Origin of the sequence: Paramicrobacterium humi, from assembly GCF_900105715.1 — a bacterium.
GTDB classification, from domain to species: domain Bacteria; phylum Actinomycetota; class Actinomycetes; order Actinomycetales; family Microbacteriaceae; genus Paramicrobacterium; species Paramicrobacterium humi.
Genome location: NZ_FNRY01000001.1, coordinates 2,821,776 through 2,837,369, shown reverse-complemented (window position 1 = coordinate 2,837,369; position 15,594 = coordinate 2,821,776). Strand labels below are relative to the sequence as shown.

11 protein-coding genes are annotated in these 15,594 nt (G+C 68.1%); 5 read left to right on the top strand and 6 right to left on the bottom strand.

Annotation, left to right across the window (positions count from 1 at the left end):
- Positions 1-22: 22 nt before the first annotated feature.
- Entirely contained in the window at positions 23-1,342 is a 1,320-nt protein-coding gene (locus tag BLV49_RS14065; protein WP_091185824.1) for an MFS transporter, read from the bottom strand.
- Positions 1,343-1,359: 17 nt separating this feature from the next.
- Positions 1,360-2,298 (bottom strand): proteasome assembly chaperone family protein, encoded by a 939-nt coding sequence (locus tag BLV49_RS14060; protein ID WP_091185818.1) that lies wholly within the window; start codon positions 2,296-2,298, stop codon positions 1,360-1,362.
- Positions 2,299-2,381: 83 nt separating this feature from the next.
- On the opposite strand from BLV49_RS14060, the gene BLV49_RS14055 reads away from it, so the two are divergent.
- The 3 genes from BLV49_RS14055 to BLV49_RS14045 all read left to right on the top strand — a co-directional run bounded on the left by BLV49_RS14055 (position 2,382) and on the right by BLV49_RS14045 (position 6,763).
- Positions 2,382-3,860 carry a leucyl aminopeptidase gene (locus tag BLV49_RS14055; RefSeq protein WP_091187380.1) on the top strand — a complete coding sequence of 493 codons (1,479 nt, stop codon included), beginning with the start codon at positions 2,382-2,384 and terminating at the stop codon, positions 3,858-3,860.
- Between the two features lie 95 nt (positions 3,861-3,955).
- Complete coding sequence (gene lpdA, locus BLV49_RS14050; RefSeq protein WP_091185814.1) at positions 3,956-5,329, top strand: dihydrolipoyl dehydrogenase; 1,374 nt, start codon at positions 3,956-3,958, stop codon at positions 5,327-5,329.
- 48 nt (positions 5,330-5,377) lie between these two features.
- Positions 5,378-6,763: a 2-oxo acid dehydrogenase subunit E2 gene (locus BLV49_RS14045; RefSeq protein ID WP_091185811.1), complete on the top strand. Its 1,386-nt coding sequence runs from the start codon at positions 5,378-5,380 to the stop codon at positions 6,761-6,763.
- Here the strand turns inward: BLV49_RS14045 and BLV49_RS14040 are convergent.
- Positions 6,760-8,127 (bottom strand): serine/threonine-protein kinase, encoded by a 1,368-nt coding sequence (locus BLV49_RS14040; protein WP_091185805.1) that lies wholly within the window; start codon positions 8,125-8,127, stop codon positions 6,760-6,762. The two genes, BLV49_RS14045 and BLV49_RS14040, sit on opposite strands and share 4 nt — an antisense overlap.
- A gap of 161 nt (positions 8,128-8,288) precedes the next feature.
- Here BLV49_RS14040 and BLV49_RS14035 point away from each other — a divergent pair, with 161 nt between their 5' ends.
- Positions 8,289-8,999, top strand: coding sequence for a DUF4191 domain-containing protein (locus BLV49_RS14035; protein ID WP_091185802.1), 711 nt, complete (start codon positions 8,289-8,291; stop codon positions 8,997-8,999).
- 106 nt (positions 9,000-9,105) lie between these two features.
- Here BLV49_RS14035 and BLV49_RS14030 read toward each other — a convergent pair whose 3' ends face one another.
- Positions 9,106-9,561 carry an RDD family protein gene (locus BLV49_RS14030; protein ID WP_091185798.1) on the bottom strand — a complete coding sequence of 152 codons (456 nt, stop codon included), beginning with the start codon at positions 9,559-9,561 and terminating at the stop codon, positions 9,106-9,108.
- Positions 9,562-9,695: 134 nt separating this feature from the next.
- On the opposite strand from BLV49_RS14030, the gene glnA (BLV49_RS14025) reads away from it, so the two are divergent.
- Positions 9,696-11,120 carry a type I glutamate--ammonia ligase gene (gene glnA, locus BLV49_RS14025; RefSeq protein WP_091185796.1) on the top strand — a complete coding sequence of 475 codons (1,425 nt, stop codon included), beginning with the start codon at positions 9,696-9,698 and terminating at the stop codon, positions 11,118-11,120.
- Between the two features lie 93 nt (positions 11,121-11,213).
- On the opposite strand, the gene BLV49_RS14020 is transcribed toward glnA (BLV49_RS14025), so the two are convergent.
- On the bottom strand, positions 11,214-14,228 hold the full coding sequence (locus BLV49_RS14020; protein ID WP_091185792.1) for a bifunctional [glutamine synthetase] adenylyltransferase/[glutamine synthetase]-adenylyl-L-tyrosine phosphorylase: 3,015 nt from the start codon (positions 14,226-14,228) through the stop codon (positions 11,214-11,216).
- A gap of 8 nt (positions 14,229-14,236) precedes the next feature.
- A complete protein-coding gene (gene glnA / locus BLV49_RS14015; RefSeq protein ID WP_091185789.1) occupies positions 14,237-15,574 on the bottom strand; it encodes a type I glutamate--ammonia ligase in 1,338 nt (445 codons plus the stop codon).
- Between the last annotated feature and the right edge of the window lie 20 nt (positions 15,575-15,594).

The following is a 15,594-nucleotide window of genomic DNA, read 5'->3' as shown; positions in this document are numbered from 1 at the left end:
ACACCCCCTGTCGGCCGCGCGTTCAGTCGCGCGAGCGGCGCACCCACCTGGCAAGTGAAACCCACAGAGGGGCCACTTCTATTCCCTCGTCCTCGGCGAGCCGCGTCCGTGTGGAGCGCCGCGCGAGGAACAGCATGACCACGCCGAAGCCGACGACGACGTACTGCACGAGGAACGCGATCTTGAACGAGGACAGCGTGTAGACAGCGGCGGGGTCGGCGGCGGAGTGCCCGAGCAGGTCGAGGATCAGGCCGATGAGGAACATCATGACGAAGCTCGCGAGGAAGCCGCCGACGTTGACGACGCCGTTCGCGGAGCCCAGCGCCCGGTTGCGGTTGAACGTGCGAGCGAAGTCGAAGCCGATGAGGGAGCCGGGGCCGCCGATGCCGATGGCGACGAGCAGCACGATGAGCAGCCACGTCGGCGGCGTGCCGGGCCAGGCGAGCAGCGCCGTCCATGCGATGGCCATGACGCAGACGATGCCGAGCACGAGGTTGCTGCGCCGCAGCGGGTACCGCGCCGTGAGCACGCCGAGCACGGGCCCGACGACGACGCCGGCCGCGACGACGATGAGCAGGTAGGCGGCCGCCGTCGACTCGGGAATGTGCAGTGCGTAGACCATGAACGGGTAGCCCCACAGCAGGGAGAACACGGTCCCGCTCGACTGGGTGATGAAGTGCGCCCAGAATCCGAGCCGGGTGCCGGGGCGCTTGAGGGCGTCGATGAGTACGTCGAGCGATTCGCCCCACGTCGCCGTGAGCGGCTCCGCGTTCACGTCGTGGGGTCGGTCGGACACGAAGATGAGCACGCCGATCAGCATGAGCACGCCGAGCGCTGCGGCGGCGACGTAGGCGGGCTCCCAGCCGAAGTGGTTGAGCACCCACGCGAACGGCACGGCCGAGAGCACTTGTCCGAGCTGGCCGATGTTGCCCGTCCACTGCGACAGCTGAGGGACGGCCCGGCCGGAGAACCAGGAGTTCACGAGCCGCAGAACGGAGACGAAGATGCCCGCGTCGCCCACGCCGACGAAGACGCGGCCGAGAACCGCGATGGTGAGGTCGGGAGCGACCGAGAGCACGCCCTGGCCGATGCTGATGAGGATGAGTCCGATGATCAGCAGCCGCCGCGGCCCCCACCGGTCGATGAGCATGCCGATCGGGATCTGCATAGCGGCGTAGACGATGAGCTGCACGACGGCGAGGGAGGAGAGTGCGGCGGCGGTGATGTCGAACCGCTCGACGGCGACGACGCCGGACACGCCGAGGCTGCTGCGCTGCAGGATCGCCACCACGTACGCGGCGACGCCGATGATGAAGACGATCCAGGAGCGGCGGGAGTTCACTCCCGCAACTCTATCGCTCAGTCGCGGTGCGAGCCGTTTCCGTGCTCGTCATCGCCGTTGTGTCGTCCGGCGAGGTAGCGTTCGAGCTCTGCCGCGATGTCGTCAGCGGAAGGGATGTCGCCCTCTTCCATGACGAACGGCGCACGCTGTTCCGTGCCCTCCATGTAGGTGTCGTAGCGTGCTTCGAGTGCCGAGACGAGTTTGCCGAGCTCGTGGTTCTCAGCCACCTGCTCGTCGACGCGGGCGATGAACTCGCGTCCCTCTTCGCGCAGCTCGTCGCTCGGCAGCACGAGACCTGCGGCCGCGCTGTAGAGCTCGAGCGCCACGAGAGCGGCATCCGGATATTCCGTCTCCGTCAAGTAGTGCGGGACGAGCAGGGCGAACCCCGTGACGGGAAGATCCAGCTGCTCGAGCCGGTACTCGAGCAGGTGCAGAACGTTCGCCGGAACCTGCGTGCGCGGACGCCAGATCGAGAGGGACTCGATGAGCTCCGCACGGTTTCCGCTCACGGTCGCGCCCATGGGCCGGGTGTGCGGGACGGGCATCGGGATCGCGTGAACCCAGGTGGTGTGAGCGACCTGGAAGCGGCGGATGATGTCGACGATCGTCGCCGTGAACTGCTCCCAGCGGAAGTCGGGCTCGTAGCCGGTCATGAGAAGGAACTGCTTGCCGAGCTCGTCGGACGCGAGCGAGACCTCGAGCCGCGCGGGCTCGTAGTCGCTCAAGTGGTCCTGGTCGAACTGGATGATCGGCCGTCGCGCCCGATAGTCGAGCAGCGCGTCGTTGTCGTACACCGCGAGAGGCTCGTGACGCACGCTGTCGCGCAGATACTCGGTGACTTGCGCGATCGTTCCGCCCGCGTCAGCGAAGCCCGTGAGGCCGATGACAAAGGGAAGCCCCTCGGGCACCGTGTCGGCGATGTCCGTGAGGGTGTAGATCTCGTCGCGATTGCGCATGTCTCCATGCTATTGGCCGCCGGATGCCGCGATGGCGCAGCGCCTGTGCCCGTAGCGAACACGCCGTCGGTAGCATGGCGGGCATGAGTGTAGAGACCCTTGACTTCAGCACAGCGAACCCGCTCACCATCGACGCGGACGTCGTCATCGTCGGCGCCGTGTCCACGAGCGACGGCCCGCGACTGCATGCCGCCGCGGGCTTCGAATGGCTGGGCGACGCTCTCGCAGGCATCGGCGCCTCGGGAGCGCCCGATCGTCTCGTGCGCGTGCCGGGCAACGGCTCTGCCGCACCGGTCGTCGCGATCGTCGGAATCGGAGATGCGGCAACGGTCGAGGCGCTGCGTTACGCCGCCGGCTCGGCTGTGCGTCAGCTCGCCGGAACCGGGCGCGTCGTGTTCGCCTTCCCGCTCGAGGACGACGCCGCCGCTGCCGCCGTCGCGGAGGGGGCCGCGCTTGCGGGGTACGCGTTCTCGGCGGAGAAGGGCGTGAGCTCGGTGCCCGAGCCGGTGCGCAGCGTCACCGTCGCCGTTCCGTCCGCGCCCGCAGGAGACGTCGCCGAGCGCGCGCAGGTCGTCGCGGAGGCCGTGCATCTGGTCAGGGACCTCGGCAACACGTCGGCTTCGCTCCTGTACCCCGAAGAGATGGCGAACCGCGCACGCGCCGCCGTCGAGGGTCTTCCCGTCACGACGACGGTGTGGGATGAGAACGCGCTTGAGCGCGACGGATTCGGCGGCATCCTCGGCGTCGGCCGCGGGTCGGTCCGCGCGCCGCGGCTCGTGAAGCTCGAATACTCCCCCGAGGGCGCCACGCGGCACATCTCGCTCGTCGGCAAGGGAATCACGTTTGACACGGGCGGGCTCTCCCTCAAGCCCGCCGGCTCGATGGTGGGAATGAAGTACGACATGCTCGGCGCCGCGACCGTGCTCGCCGCCGTCGTCGGGGCGGCGCGCCTCGGCGTCCCGACCCGCCTCACGGCGTGGCTGTGCATCGCCGAGAACATGCCGTCCGGCTCGGCCACGCGCCCGGGTGATGTGCTGACCATGCACGGCGGGCGCACCGTCGAGGTGCTGAACACCGACGCCGAGGGGCGCCTCGTGATGGCGGACGGACTCGTCGCCGCCAGCGCCGAGCAGCCGGATCTGATCCTCGACGTCGCAACATTGACGGGCGCCGCGACGATCGCGCTCGGCAAGCGCTACACGGGCGTCATGGGGAACGACGAGACCGCGGACACCGTCGTATCGCTCGCCGACGCGCAGGGCGAGCCGTTCTGGCGGATGCCGCTCGCCCCCGAACTGCGCGCGGTCCTCGACTCCGACGTCGCCGACATCGCGAACGCGAAGATCGGGCACCGCGAGGGCGGCATGCTCATCGCCGGGCACTTCCTCAACGAGTTCATCGGCACGAGGCCGGACTCGGCGGAGAGCATCCCCTGGGTGCACCTCGACATCGCCGGTCCCGGCGACAACGGCGAGGCCGGCTACGGGTTCACAGGCAAGGGGGCCACCGGTGTCGCCGTAAGGACGCTGCTGTCGCTCGCCGAACAGTACGGCCGTGCGTAGTAAGGTCGAGGAGGCGCGAAAAACAGCCGAAAGCCGCCCGCCAAAAACGGGCGTGCGGCTCACCCGCAAAACCCACATGCAAAGGGAGAAGCTCAGTGTCGGAGCAGAATTTTGACATCGTCGTCCTCGGCGGCGGAAGTGGCGGATATGCAGCAGCTCTGCGAGCGACCGAGCTCGGTTTCTCCGTCGCACTGATCGAGAAGGACAAGGTCGGCGGCACGTGCCTCCACCGCGGCTGCATCCCGACGAAGGCTCTGCTGCACGCCGCCGAGGTCGCCGACTACTCGCGGGACTCGGGCAAGTTCGGCATCAAGACGTCGTTTGACGGCGTCGACATCGAGGGTGTCACCAAGTACCGCGAGGGCATCGTCGCGAAGAAGTACAAGGGACTCCAGGGCCTCATCAAGGCGCGCAAGATCACGACAATTGAGGGCGAGGGGAAGCTCACCTCCCCCACCACGGTGCAGGTCGGCGACCAGACCATCACCGGCAAGAAGGTCATCCTCGCCACCGGCTCCTACAGCCGCTCGCTCCCCGGCCTCGAGATCGGCGGCCGCGTGATCACGAGCGAGCAGGCGCTGCAGCTCGACTTCGTGCCGAAGAAGGTCGCCGTGCTCGGCGGCGGCGTCATCGGCGTCGAGTTCGCGAGCGTCTGGCGCTCCTTCGGCGCCGAGGTGACGATCATCGAGGCGCTCCCCCACCTCGTTCCCAATGAGGACGAGACGATCAGCAAGTTCCTCGAGCGCCAGTTCCGCAAGCGCGGCATCGACTACAAGATCGGCGTGCGTTTCCAGAGCGTCGAGCAGAACGATGACGGCGTGCACGTCACTCTCGAGAATGGCGACACCGTCGACGCCGAGCTGCTGCTCGTCGCCGTCGGCCGCGGACCCGTCACCGAGGGCCTCGGCTACGACGAGGTCGGCGTGGAGATGGACCGCGGCTTCGTGCTCACGAACGACCGTCTCGAGACGAACGTCAAGGGCGTCTACGCGGTCGGCGACATCGTGCCCGGGCTGCAGCTCGCGCACCGCGGATTCCAGCAGGGAATCTTCGTCGCCGAGGAGATCGCCGGAAAGAACCCGGTCATCATTCCCGACACGAACATCCCCAAGGTGACCTACTGCGACCCGGAGGTCGCCTCGGTCGGCCTCAGCGAGGCGAAGGCCAAGGAAGCGCACGGCGACGACAAGATCACGGCGTACGAGTACAACCTCGCCGGCAACGGCAAGAGCGAGATCATCGACACGGCCGGCCTCATCAAGGTCGTCCGCGTCAACGACGGCCCCGTCGTCGGCGTCCACATGATCGGCGCGCGCGTCGGCGAACTGATCGCCGAAGGCCAGCTCGCCGTGAACTGGGAAGCGTACCCCGAGGACGTCGCTCCGCTCATCCACGCCCACCCCACTCAGAACGAAGCCCTCGGCGAAGCTTTCCTCGCGCTCGCGGGCAAGCCGCTGCACGCTCTTTGATCGCGCAGATACGCTAAGACGAAGAATGCTTTCAAAGGAGACAAGTTCATGAGCGAATCGGTCAACCTTCCGGCACTTGGCGAGAGTGTCACCGAGGGAACCGTCACCCGCTGGCTGAAGAACATCGGTGACCGTGTCGAGGTCGACGAGCCCCTACTCGAGGTGTCGACCGACAAGGTGGACACCGAGATCCCGTCGCCGGTAGCGGGTGTGCTCGAAGAGATCTTGGTCCAGGAAGACGAGACCATTGAGGTCGGCGCGGAACTCGCGCGTATCGGCGATGGTTCCGGAGCCGGCTCAAGCGAGCAGGCCCCGGCCGAAGAGGCGAGCGCGGCGGAAGCGGAAGCTCCGGATCAGCAGGCAGAACCGGAGCCGGAGCAGCAGACCGAGTCCGAGCAGGCTCCGGCGGAGGAGTCTCCCGCGGCGGAAGAACAGCCGCAGGAGGCCGAGCAGGCGCCGGCCGAGGAGAAGGCGTCAGCGCCGGAGGCTCCCGCGCAGCCGCAGGGCGAGCCCGAGCGTTCGGAGGCGTCCGTTGACGTCTCCGGGAACGCCGGGTACGTGACGCCGCTGGTTCGCCGCCTCGCGAACCAGCACGGAGTCGACCTCTCGACCGTGACCGGAACCGGTGTCGGAGGCCGCATCCGCAAGGAGGACGTGCTCGCCGCGACGCAGCCTCGCGCCGGGAAGTCGGCCGAGCGGGCTCCGCTCGAAGTCTCGAAGCTCCGCGGCACGAGCGAGACCATGTCTCGCCTGCGTAAGGTCGCGGCCGAGCAGGCCGTCACCTCGATGCAGACGACGGCGCAGGTCACGACTGTGATCGAAGCCGACGTGACGAAGGTTGCGGCTCTCATCGCCCGCCGCGGCTCGGCCTTCCAGGAGAAGACCGGCACCGAGCTCGACTACGTCCCCTTCTTCGCAAAGGCCGCGACCGAGGCGCTTCAGGCGTTCCCGGTGATCAACGCGATCGTGGACGGCGACCAGATCGTCTACCCCGAGCAGGAGAACCTCAGCATCGCGGTGGACACCGAGCGCGGTCTGCTGAGCCCCGTCGTCAAGGACGCCGGTTCGTTCGACATCGCGGGGCTCTCGAAGGCGCTCGGAGACCTCGCCGAGCGCACCCGATCGAACAAGCTCACGCCGGACGAGCTGTCCGGGGGGACGTTCACGCTCGCGAACAGCGGCTCCCGCGGCGCTCTGCTCGACACCCCCGTCGTGTTCCTGCCGCAGTCCGCGGCCCTCAGCACGGGCGCTGTCACGAAGCGCGCTGTCGTCATCGATGCGGACGGCGCAGATGCGATCGCCGTTCGCTCGGTGGTCTACCTGTCGCTGTCGTACGACCAGCGGATCATCGACAACACCGATGCTTCTCGCTTCCTCGTCGCCGTCAAGGATCGGCTGGAGCAGGGCGATTTCGAGGACTCCCTCGGAATCTAGCCGACGAACACATCACGAATCCGCCAACCGGCCTCGGTCTCCATCAGGAGCACCGAGGCCGCGTTGTCTCCCGAGCCCGTGGCCGTGACGGTGATGATCACGGCTTCGCCGTGAGAGTCGGGCTCGCCGAGCTCGCGCACAGTCGCCGGCAGCGAGAGCACGGGATACGGGTCGGATCGTCCCGCCGTGAGCGCGGCCTTCTCCGCGTCCGCGGCTGATGCTCCCGCCTCGTAGAGCGCGGCGACGCAATCGGCGTCCTCACGTGATCGGCAGTCCCGTCGCGCTTCCAACAGTGCCTCGAGGGCGTCGCGCGCGGCCAGCTGGGGCGCCGCGACCGTCGTAGGGTGCGATGGCACAGCCTCGCCGCCTTTCGGTTCGGGCTGCGCTTGAGCGCCGCCGGGAATCAGCACGAGCGCCGCGGTGAGCCCGATCGCGAACACGATCGCTCCCACGCCGAGCACGCGCCACCGTGGTGCGAGGCGGGCCACGCATGTGAGAAGCGCCGCGGCAACCTGACGCACCACGTCGACGGAGAAGCCGAACTCCCCTTCCAGAACGGATTCGAGAACTCCCGCGCGGTCCTCCCGGCGCCGCAGCTCGTTCCCGCCGCGCAGAGCAGCCTCCGGAGTCTGCTCGGGCACCGCCTCAGCGAGGGCGAACGGAAGCGGCTCGGCCAAGGCGAAGATGCGGCATTCAAGGTCTGTGTAGAAGGCCGGGGTGAACGGCTCCGTCCGCTCGCACGCATCCGCGAGCCACTCGATGAGCTCTCGCGCCCCGCGGACCCTCGTTTCCGGGTCGGTGCGCTCGAGGACCTGTGAAGCGACGGCGCTGAACGCGCGAACATCCGCCGCTCGCGTCGCGCTCGTGCCCGGAACACCGCCATCGGCGCCTGTCAGCACGGGACGGCCGTCTGCGGCGAATCGGATGTGGGCACTGTTCACCGAGCCGTGGGCGTATCCGGCGGCGTGCAGAGCCGCGAGCGCGGAGACGAGAGGGGCGAGGAGCGAGACGAGAGAGCCTGCCGCCAGCCGGCCGCCCCGTTCGAGGATCTGCGAGAGCCGATCGCCGAGCCGTTCGGCGACGAGGACGACCTCGTCGCGCGCCGTGGCGCCGACGTCGAGCACGGAGGCGACATGCGGACACTCCACCTCCTCGTCGAGGCGGAGCTCGGCTGCCGCGTGCGCGCCATCTCGGAAGATGCGCACGACGACGAGAGCGTCATCTGAGCCGGCGGCAAGATACGCGTTCGTGCGGTCTCCGCGGTGCACGCGACGGAGCAGCCGGTACCCGCAGAGCTCTCGCTCCGGTGCCTCCCCTGGCGGACCGACCTGGGCGTCGGCGGTCGTTCTCGCGGTTCGTCGCATGCCTCAAGTGTCGTTTCGGGGTCGTGCATCTCGAGTGGTCGTCGCCGGGTTGTGGACGACCGCGCCTCGGCATTGCGCTGTGGACGAACGGAGCCGCGAGGCCGCCCGTTGCAGGCGCACGCGGTGCGCGGCGGCATGCGCCGTGACGTATCCTTGTAGGCATGGCACGCAAGGACAAATCCGCGAAAAAGGCGGCGAAGGAACCCGGTCGCATCAAGCAGATGTGGCAGGTCTTCCAGATGACGCGCCGCTACGACTCCAAGGCCCAGTGGTGGATTCTCGGAGCGCTCGTCGCCGGTATCGTCCTCGGTGTCGTGCTCGCCATCTTGCTCGCGGCGGGCAACGTCTTCCTCATGATCATGTGGATCCTCTCGGGACTTCTCGCGGGTGTGCTTGCGGCGATGATCATCCTCGGCCGTCGCGCCGAGCGCGCCGCCTACGGCCAGATCGCCGGACAGCCGGGCGCCGTGGGCGCCGTGTTCAAGAGCTCGCTGCCCCGCGGCTGGTCGGGCAGCGAAATGCCGATCACCGCGAACGGCCGCACGCAGGACGCGATCTACCGCGCCGTCGGCAAGGGGGGCGTCGCACTTGTCGCCGAAGGTCCCGCGTCACGAACGCGCCGCATGCTCGACGACGAGCGGCGCAAGGTCAAGCGTGTTCTCCCCAACGTGCCGATCACGGTGTTCCACGTCGGTCCCGACGAGGACTCCGTGCCGCTGCACCGCCTGCCCAAGGAACTGCGGCGGGTCAAGAAGGCTCTGACAAAGCCCGAAGTGCTCGCCGTCGTGAACCGGCTGAGCTCCCTCGGCAACCAGCTCCCGATTCCCAAGGGCGTCGACCCGTACAAGGTTCGTCCGCAGCGCGCGCGCTGACCGCCACCCCACCCGTCAACGGGGTGTCTCGCACGCTGGCCCGGCCGCGGTAGCGGACGCTCAGCGCCGCGTCGCAAGCGGCATCCGTTCCGGAGGGGAACAGCTGTCAGCCTCGGACGAGGACCGTTCCGGCGATCTTGTCGTGGAAGCCGCGCTGGTCGGAGTCCCACACGATGATCGGCACCACGAGGCAGAGCAGCACGGTGCGGACGACGGGGCGCCAGAGGCCGATGTACCCGCCCGCGAGGGGCACGAGGCGCATGCCGAGGAGGCGATGCCCGATGCTGCCGCCGATCGTCGTGATGAAGATCACCTGGAGGACCGCGAAAGCGAGCGGCACCGAGATGGGATTCGCGGTGAGGCCATGCCACCCGGGGACGACCTGCGCGAGCCCCGCGACGATGAGCGACGCGAGCGCCCAATCGATGATGAGGCCGGTCAGCCGCCGGCCGAAGCGCGCGACGCTGCCGGCACCGGAGCGCGGAAGACCGAGCCGTTCACCCGGATACTCGCTCGGCGCGAGGTCGCCGAAAGTCTGACCGGGTATGTTGGAGGGTGGCACCCCGCCATTCTAGCTGCGGGTCGCGGCGTAACCTCCTGGAAACGTGAGTGATATCGAGGAGAAACCGCGGATCCATATCGTGATCACGTTGCATGGTGCAGCTAACTCAGAGTAAGACATCTGGAGTACCCCACATGTTCAGTTCCCCGTCCGAAGTTCTCACATTCATCACGGAGACCGACGTCAAGTTCGTCGACATCCGGTTCACGGATCTCCCCGGCGTCCAGCAGCACTTCAACATCCCCGCGTCGACCGTCGATGAGGACTTCTTCAACAACGGGCAGCTGTTCGACGGCTCGTCCATTCGCGGCTTCGCGAGCATCCACGAATCGGACATGCAGCTCATCCCTGACGTCAGCACCGCGTACATCGACCCGTTCCGACTCGAGCGCACGCTCGTTCTCATCTTCGACATCTACAACCCGCGCACGGGCGAGATCTACGCGAAGGACCCGCGTCAGGTCGCGAAGAAGGCCGAGAAGTTCCTCGCCTCGACCGGCATCGCCGACACCGCGTTCTTCGCGCCCGAGGCCGAGTTCTACATCTTCGACGACGTGCGCTACGAGAACAAGGAGCACCTCTCGTTCCACTCCGTGGACTCGAGTGAGGGCGCCTGGAACAGCGGTCGCGAAGAGGAAGGCGGGAACCTCGCGAACAAGACGCCGTTCAAGGGCGGCTACTTCCCCGTCAGCCCCGTGGACCAGCACGCCGATCTGCGCGACGACATCTGCCTCAAGCTCAGCGACGTCGGGCTGATCCTCGAACGCAGCCACCACGAGGTCGGCACCGCGGGGCAGGGCGAGATCAACTACCGCTTCGACACGATGGTGCACGCCGCCGACGACATCCTCAAGTTCAAGTACATCGTCAAGAACACGGCACACCAGTGGGGCAAGACGGCGACGTTCATGCCGAAGCCGCTGTACGGCGACAACGGCTCCGGAATGCACACGCACCAGTCGCTGTGGAACGGCAGCGAGCCGCTGTTCTACGACGAGAACGGCTATGGCGGGCTCTCGGACATCGCCCGCTGGTACATCGGCGGACTGCTCGCGCACGCGCCCGCCGTGCTCGCCTTCACGAACCCGACCGTGAACTCGTACCACCGCCTCGTTCCCGGGTTCGAGGCCCCGGTCAACCTCGTCTACTCGGCCGGGAACCGCTCCGCCTCCATCCGCATCCCGATCACGGGAACGAACCCGAAGGCGAAGCGCATCGAGTTCCGCGCGCCTGACGCCTCCGGGAACCCGTACCTGGGCTTCGCGGCTCAGCTCATGGCCGGTATCGACGGGATCAAGAACCGCATCGAGCCGCACGAGCCCGTCGACAAGGACCTCTACGAGCTTCCTCCCGAGGAGGCGAAGGACATCCCCCAGGTTCCGGCATCGCTCGGTGAGGCGCTTGCCGCCCTCGAAGCCGACCACGACTTCCTCCTCGAGGGCGGCGTGTTCAGCCGTGAGCTCATCGACACGTGGATCGACTACAAGCGCGAGCACGAGCTGAAGCCGCTCGCTCTGCGTCCTCACCCGTACGAGTTCGAGCTCTACTACGGGGTGTAAGCAGTCGCACTTCCGCCTCGCAGGACGACGTCCGCCCGAGCACCGCACGGTGCGACGGCGGACGTCGTCGTTTCTGCGGGAGGCCCGGGCCGCTCAGAACGGGCGTGTCTGCAGCCGGTCCTGCCGGCCGTAGAACTCGTTCTCGAACACGCGACGCGCCCGCCGCGTCACGGCGAAATAGTCCTCTTCGAGCTGCGCGGCCGAGCCGGGCGGATACTCGAGCACGCGCGCGATGCCTTCAAGCTGGCGCCGCTCGTCGGGCAGCACGTCGCGCGTGCGATTGAGCCAGAGCGTCATGGCCGACCGCACACGCGACGAGAAGACCCACGCGTCGTGCAGCTGCTCGGCGTCGGCCTCGTCGACGAGGCCGTGTTCCACGGCGACCTGGAGCGCCGTGAGCGTCGAGGTCGTGCGCAAGTCGGGAATCTGCGCGGCGTGCTGCAGCTGGATCAGCTGGACGAACCATTCCACATCGCTCAGCGAGCCGCGGCCGAGCTTCACGTGTCGCGCCGGATCGGCGCCACGCGGAAGGCGCTCGCTCTCGACGCGCGCCTTGATGCGCTTCACTTCCCGCACGTCGTTCTCGCTGATGTTCGCCGGGTACCGCATCGCGTCAGCCACGGCCGTGAAATCGGCGATGAGGTTCTCGTCGCCCGCCACGCCGCGCGCGCGGAGCAGAGCCTGCGCCTCCCACGTGAGCGACCAGCGCTCGTAGTAGGTGCGGTACGACTCGAGCGAGCGCACCATCGGCCCGCTCTTGCCCTCGGGGCGAAGATCGAGGTCGAGATCGAGAGGGAGCGTGGGATCTTCGGTGAGTCTGGCCAGCTCGGAGGCGTACGTCTGCGCGATGCGCTGCGCCGACGCGCTGTCCTCACCGGTGGGACGGAAGACGTAGATCACATCGGTGTCGGAGCCGAAGCCGAGCTCGGACCCGCCGAAGCGGCCCATCCCGATGACGGCGAACTCGAGCTGGTCGCCGCCCTCGACCGTCGCGCGGATCTGCCGCAGCACGCCCTGCAGCGTGGCCTCCGTGATCTCGGTGAGAGCGTGGCCGAGTTCGACGACGCCATCGATGTCGAGGACGGCGCCGAGAGCGAGTCGCAGAATCTCGCGTCGCCGCACCCGCAGCACGGCCTTCGTGGCGCGTTCAAGCGACTCATGCCGCCCGAAGATCGCCTGCATCTCCTCGCGCAGCGTCGCCGGGTCGACCGGGCGCAATTGGGCGTCGTCCTCGAGCCAGGCGGCGGACTCGGGGAACGCCGACAGAAGCTCCCCCACATACCGCGAGCTGGAAAGAACACGGGTGAGTCGTTCCGCGACCATCGACGAGTCGCGCAGCATCCGCAGGAACCAGTGTGTCGAGCCGAGCGCGTCGCTCAGGCGGCGGAACGCGAGCAGCCCGTAGTCCGGGTCTGCGCCCTCCGCGAACCAGCGCAGCATGACCGGGAGCAAGTGACGCTGGATCGCGGCTCGGCGGGACACTCCCGTCGTGAGCGCCGCGATATGGGCGAGGGCGCCGCGCGTGTCGCGGAATCCGATCGCGGCGAGGCGTGCCTTCGCCTGCTCGGGGCTGAGCGCGAGCTCATCCTCGGGCAGCGCCGCGACGGCGCTCAGCAGCGGGCGGTAGAACAGCCGCTCGTGCAGGTCGCGCACGTCGTGCTTCGTGCGTTCCCAGGCGGTCACGAGCGTCGCGGCATCCTTCGCCTGCGCACTCGACCGGGCGAGCACGCGCAGCGCCTCCTCGTCGCGCGGCATCAGGTGGGTGCGGCGCAGGCGGGTCAGCTGGAGCCGGTGCTCGAGCACGCGCAGGAACCGGTAGGCCTCCGCGAACTCGGCGGCCTCCTGACGGCCGATGTATCCGGCCTCCGCGAGAGCGGAAAGCGCGGGAAGCGTTCCGCTCTCGCGCACCGTCTCATCGGCCTGCCCGTGCACGAGCTGCAGCAGCTGCACCGTGAACTCGACGTCGCGCAGGCCGCCCGGCCCGAGCTTGATCTGGTGGTGCACCTCGTCCGCTGGGATGTTCGCCGTCACGCGCTCCCGCATCGCCTGCACGGACTCGACGAAGTTGTCGCGGCTCGAGCTCTCCCACACCATGGGGGCGACCGCGTCGACGTACCGGGAGCCGAGCTCGAGGTCGCCCGCGATCGGGCGCGCCTTGAGCAGCGCCTGGAACTCCCAGCTCTTCGCCCAGCGCTCGTAGTAGCTCACGTGGGACTCGAGCGTGCGCACGAGCGAACCGGACTTGCCCTCGGGGCGCAGGTTCGGGTCGACTTCCCACAGCGCAGGCTCGATTGCGGGCTCGTCGACGACGCGCTGCAGCGTGACGGCGAGCTTCGTCGCGACGTCGATGGCGCGAGACGCGGCGAGATCGCCGTCGCCTTCGGCGACGTAGATGACGTCAACGTCGCTCACGTAGTTCAGTTCACGCGCGCCCGTCTTGCCCATCCCGATCACAGCGATGCGGGTGCGCTCGACATCGGCCCGCGCGAACAGCGGGCTGCCGAAGTCGGACGTCGAGATCTGGGTGCGAGCGATCGCGAGCGCCGCGTCGAGGGTTGCGGCGGCCGCATCGGCCAGTGCGCCGGCGACGGCCTCGACGACATCGGTCGGATGCTGCTGCGCGAGGTCGAACCGCGCGATGCGCAGCAGCTGCCGACGGTATCGTTCCCGCAGCAGGCACTCGGCCTCCTCCCCCGACTCCGCGGCGAAGCCGCGCGCGTCGATGCGCAGCGAGTCGGCGAAGTCGGCGCGCATCTCAGCGAGGCTGGGCAGACTGGCATCCGGAGTCTCGAACACGTCGAGATGCTCAGGGTGCCGGACGAGGAACTCCGCCAGTCCGGCCGAGGCCCCGAGAACGCGGACGAGCTGTTCGCGAGAGACCGGATCGTCGAGTCGCGATGCGAACGCTCCGGGATGCGCCCGCTCGAGATCGATGGCGTGCCGGAGCGCGGCGTCGGGATCGGCAGCGCCGGCGAACGCGGGCGCGAGCGTCGCGGCATCCGATTCGACCGCCTCGGCGAGCTGCTGCAGGTCCTCTCGAGCGCGCGAGAGAGCGACGAATCCGACGCGAGCGAGGCCGCTGAGCTCAGACTGACCGCGAGGTGGCATGACGTGCCTCAGAGCGAGCTGAGGTTCGTCTGCAGCTCGTACGGAGTGACTTGCGCGCGATAGTCGTGCCACTCCTGCCGCTTGTTGAGCAGGAAGTAGTCGTAGACCTGCTCGCCGAGCGTCTCGGCGACGAGCTCGGACTCCTCCATGTACTGGATGGCGTGGTCGAGGTTCGACGGCAGGGGCGCGTAGCCGAGAGCACGGCGCTCGGTGTTGGACAGGCTCCACACGTTGTTCTCGGCCTCGGGCGGAAGCTCGTAGCCCTTTTCGATGCCCTTGAGACCGGCGGCGAGCAGCAGGGAGAACGCGAGGTACGGATTGCAGGCGGAGTCGAGGCCGCGGTATTCGATGCGCGAGCTCTGGCCCTTGTTGGGCTTGTACATCGGCACGCGGATGAGAGCCGACCGGTTGTTGTGCCCCCACGTCACAAAGCTCGGCGCCTCGTCGCCGCCCCAGATGCGCTTGTAGGAGTTCACGAACTGGTTCGTGACGGCGGTGATCTCCTGCGCGTGGGTGAGCAGGCCCGCGACGAACTGCCGGCCGACCTTCGACAGCTGGTACTGCGAGCCCGGCTCGTGGAAGGCGTTCGTGTCGCCCTCGAACAGCGACATGTGCGTGTGCATTCCGGATCCCGGCTGCCCGGCCATGGGCTTGGGCATGAACGTCGCGTGCACGCCCTGCTCGATCGCGACCTCCTTCACGACAGTGCGGAACGTCATGATGTTGTCGGCCGTGTTGAGCGCGTCGGCGTAGCGCAGGTCGATCTCGTTCTGGCCGGGGCCGCCTTCGTGGTGGCTGTACTCAACGGAGATGCCGATGTCTTCGAGCATCGTCACGGCGCGGCGGCGGAAGTCGTGCGCCGTTCCTCCGGGCACGTTGTCGAAATAGCCCGCGTCATCGACAGGCTGCGGTCCGCCCTCGACGAGCTTCGCGGACTTCATCAGGTAGAACTCGACCTCGGGGTGCGTGTAGAACGTGAAGCCGAGGTCCTTGGCCTTCTCGAGCGTGCGCTTGAGCACGTGACGGGGATCGGCGACCGCGGGCTGCCCATCGGGGGTTGTCAGGTCGCAGAACATGCGTGCCGTCGGGTCGATCTCGCCGCGCCACGGCAGGACCTGGAAGGTCGCGGGGTCGGGAATGGCGAGAAGATCGGACTCGTAGCTGCGGGTCAGCCCCTCGATCGCCGAGCCGTCGAAGCCGAGGCCCTCCGCGAACGCGCCCTCGACCTCGGCCGGGGCGATCGCGACCGACTTGAGAGTGCCGACGACGTCGGTGAACCAGAGGCGCACGAACTTGATGCCTCGCTCCTCGATGGTGCGAAGAACGAAGTCCCGCTGCTTGTCCATCCACTCCCCTTTGCGCCGTC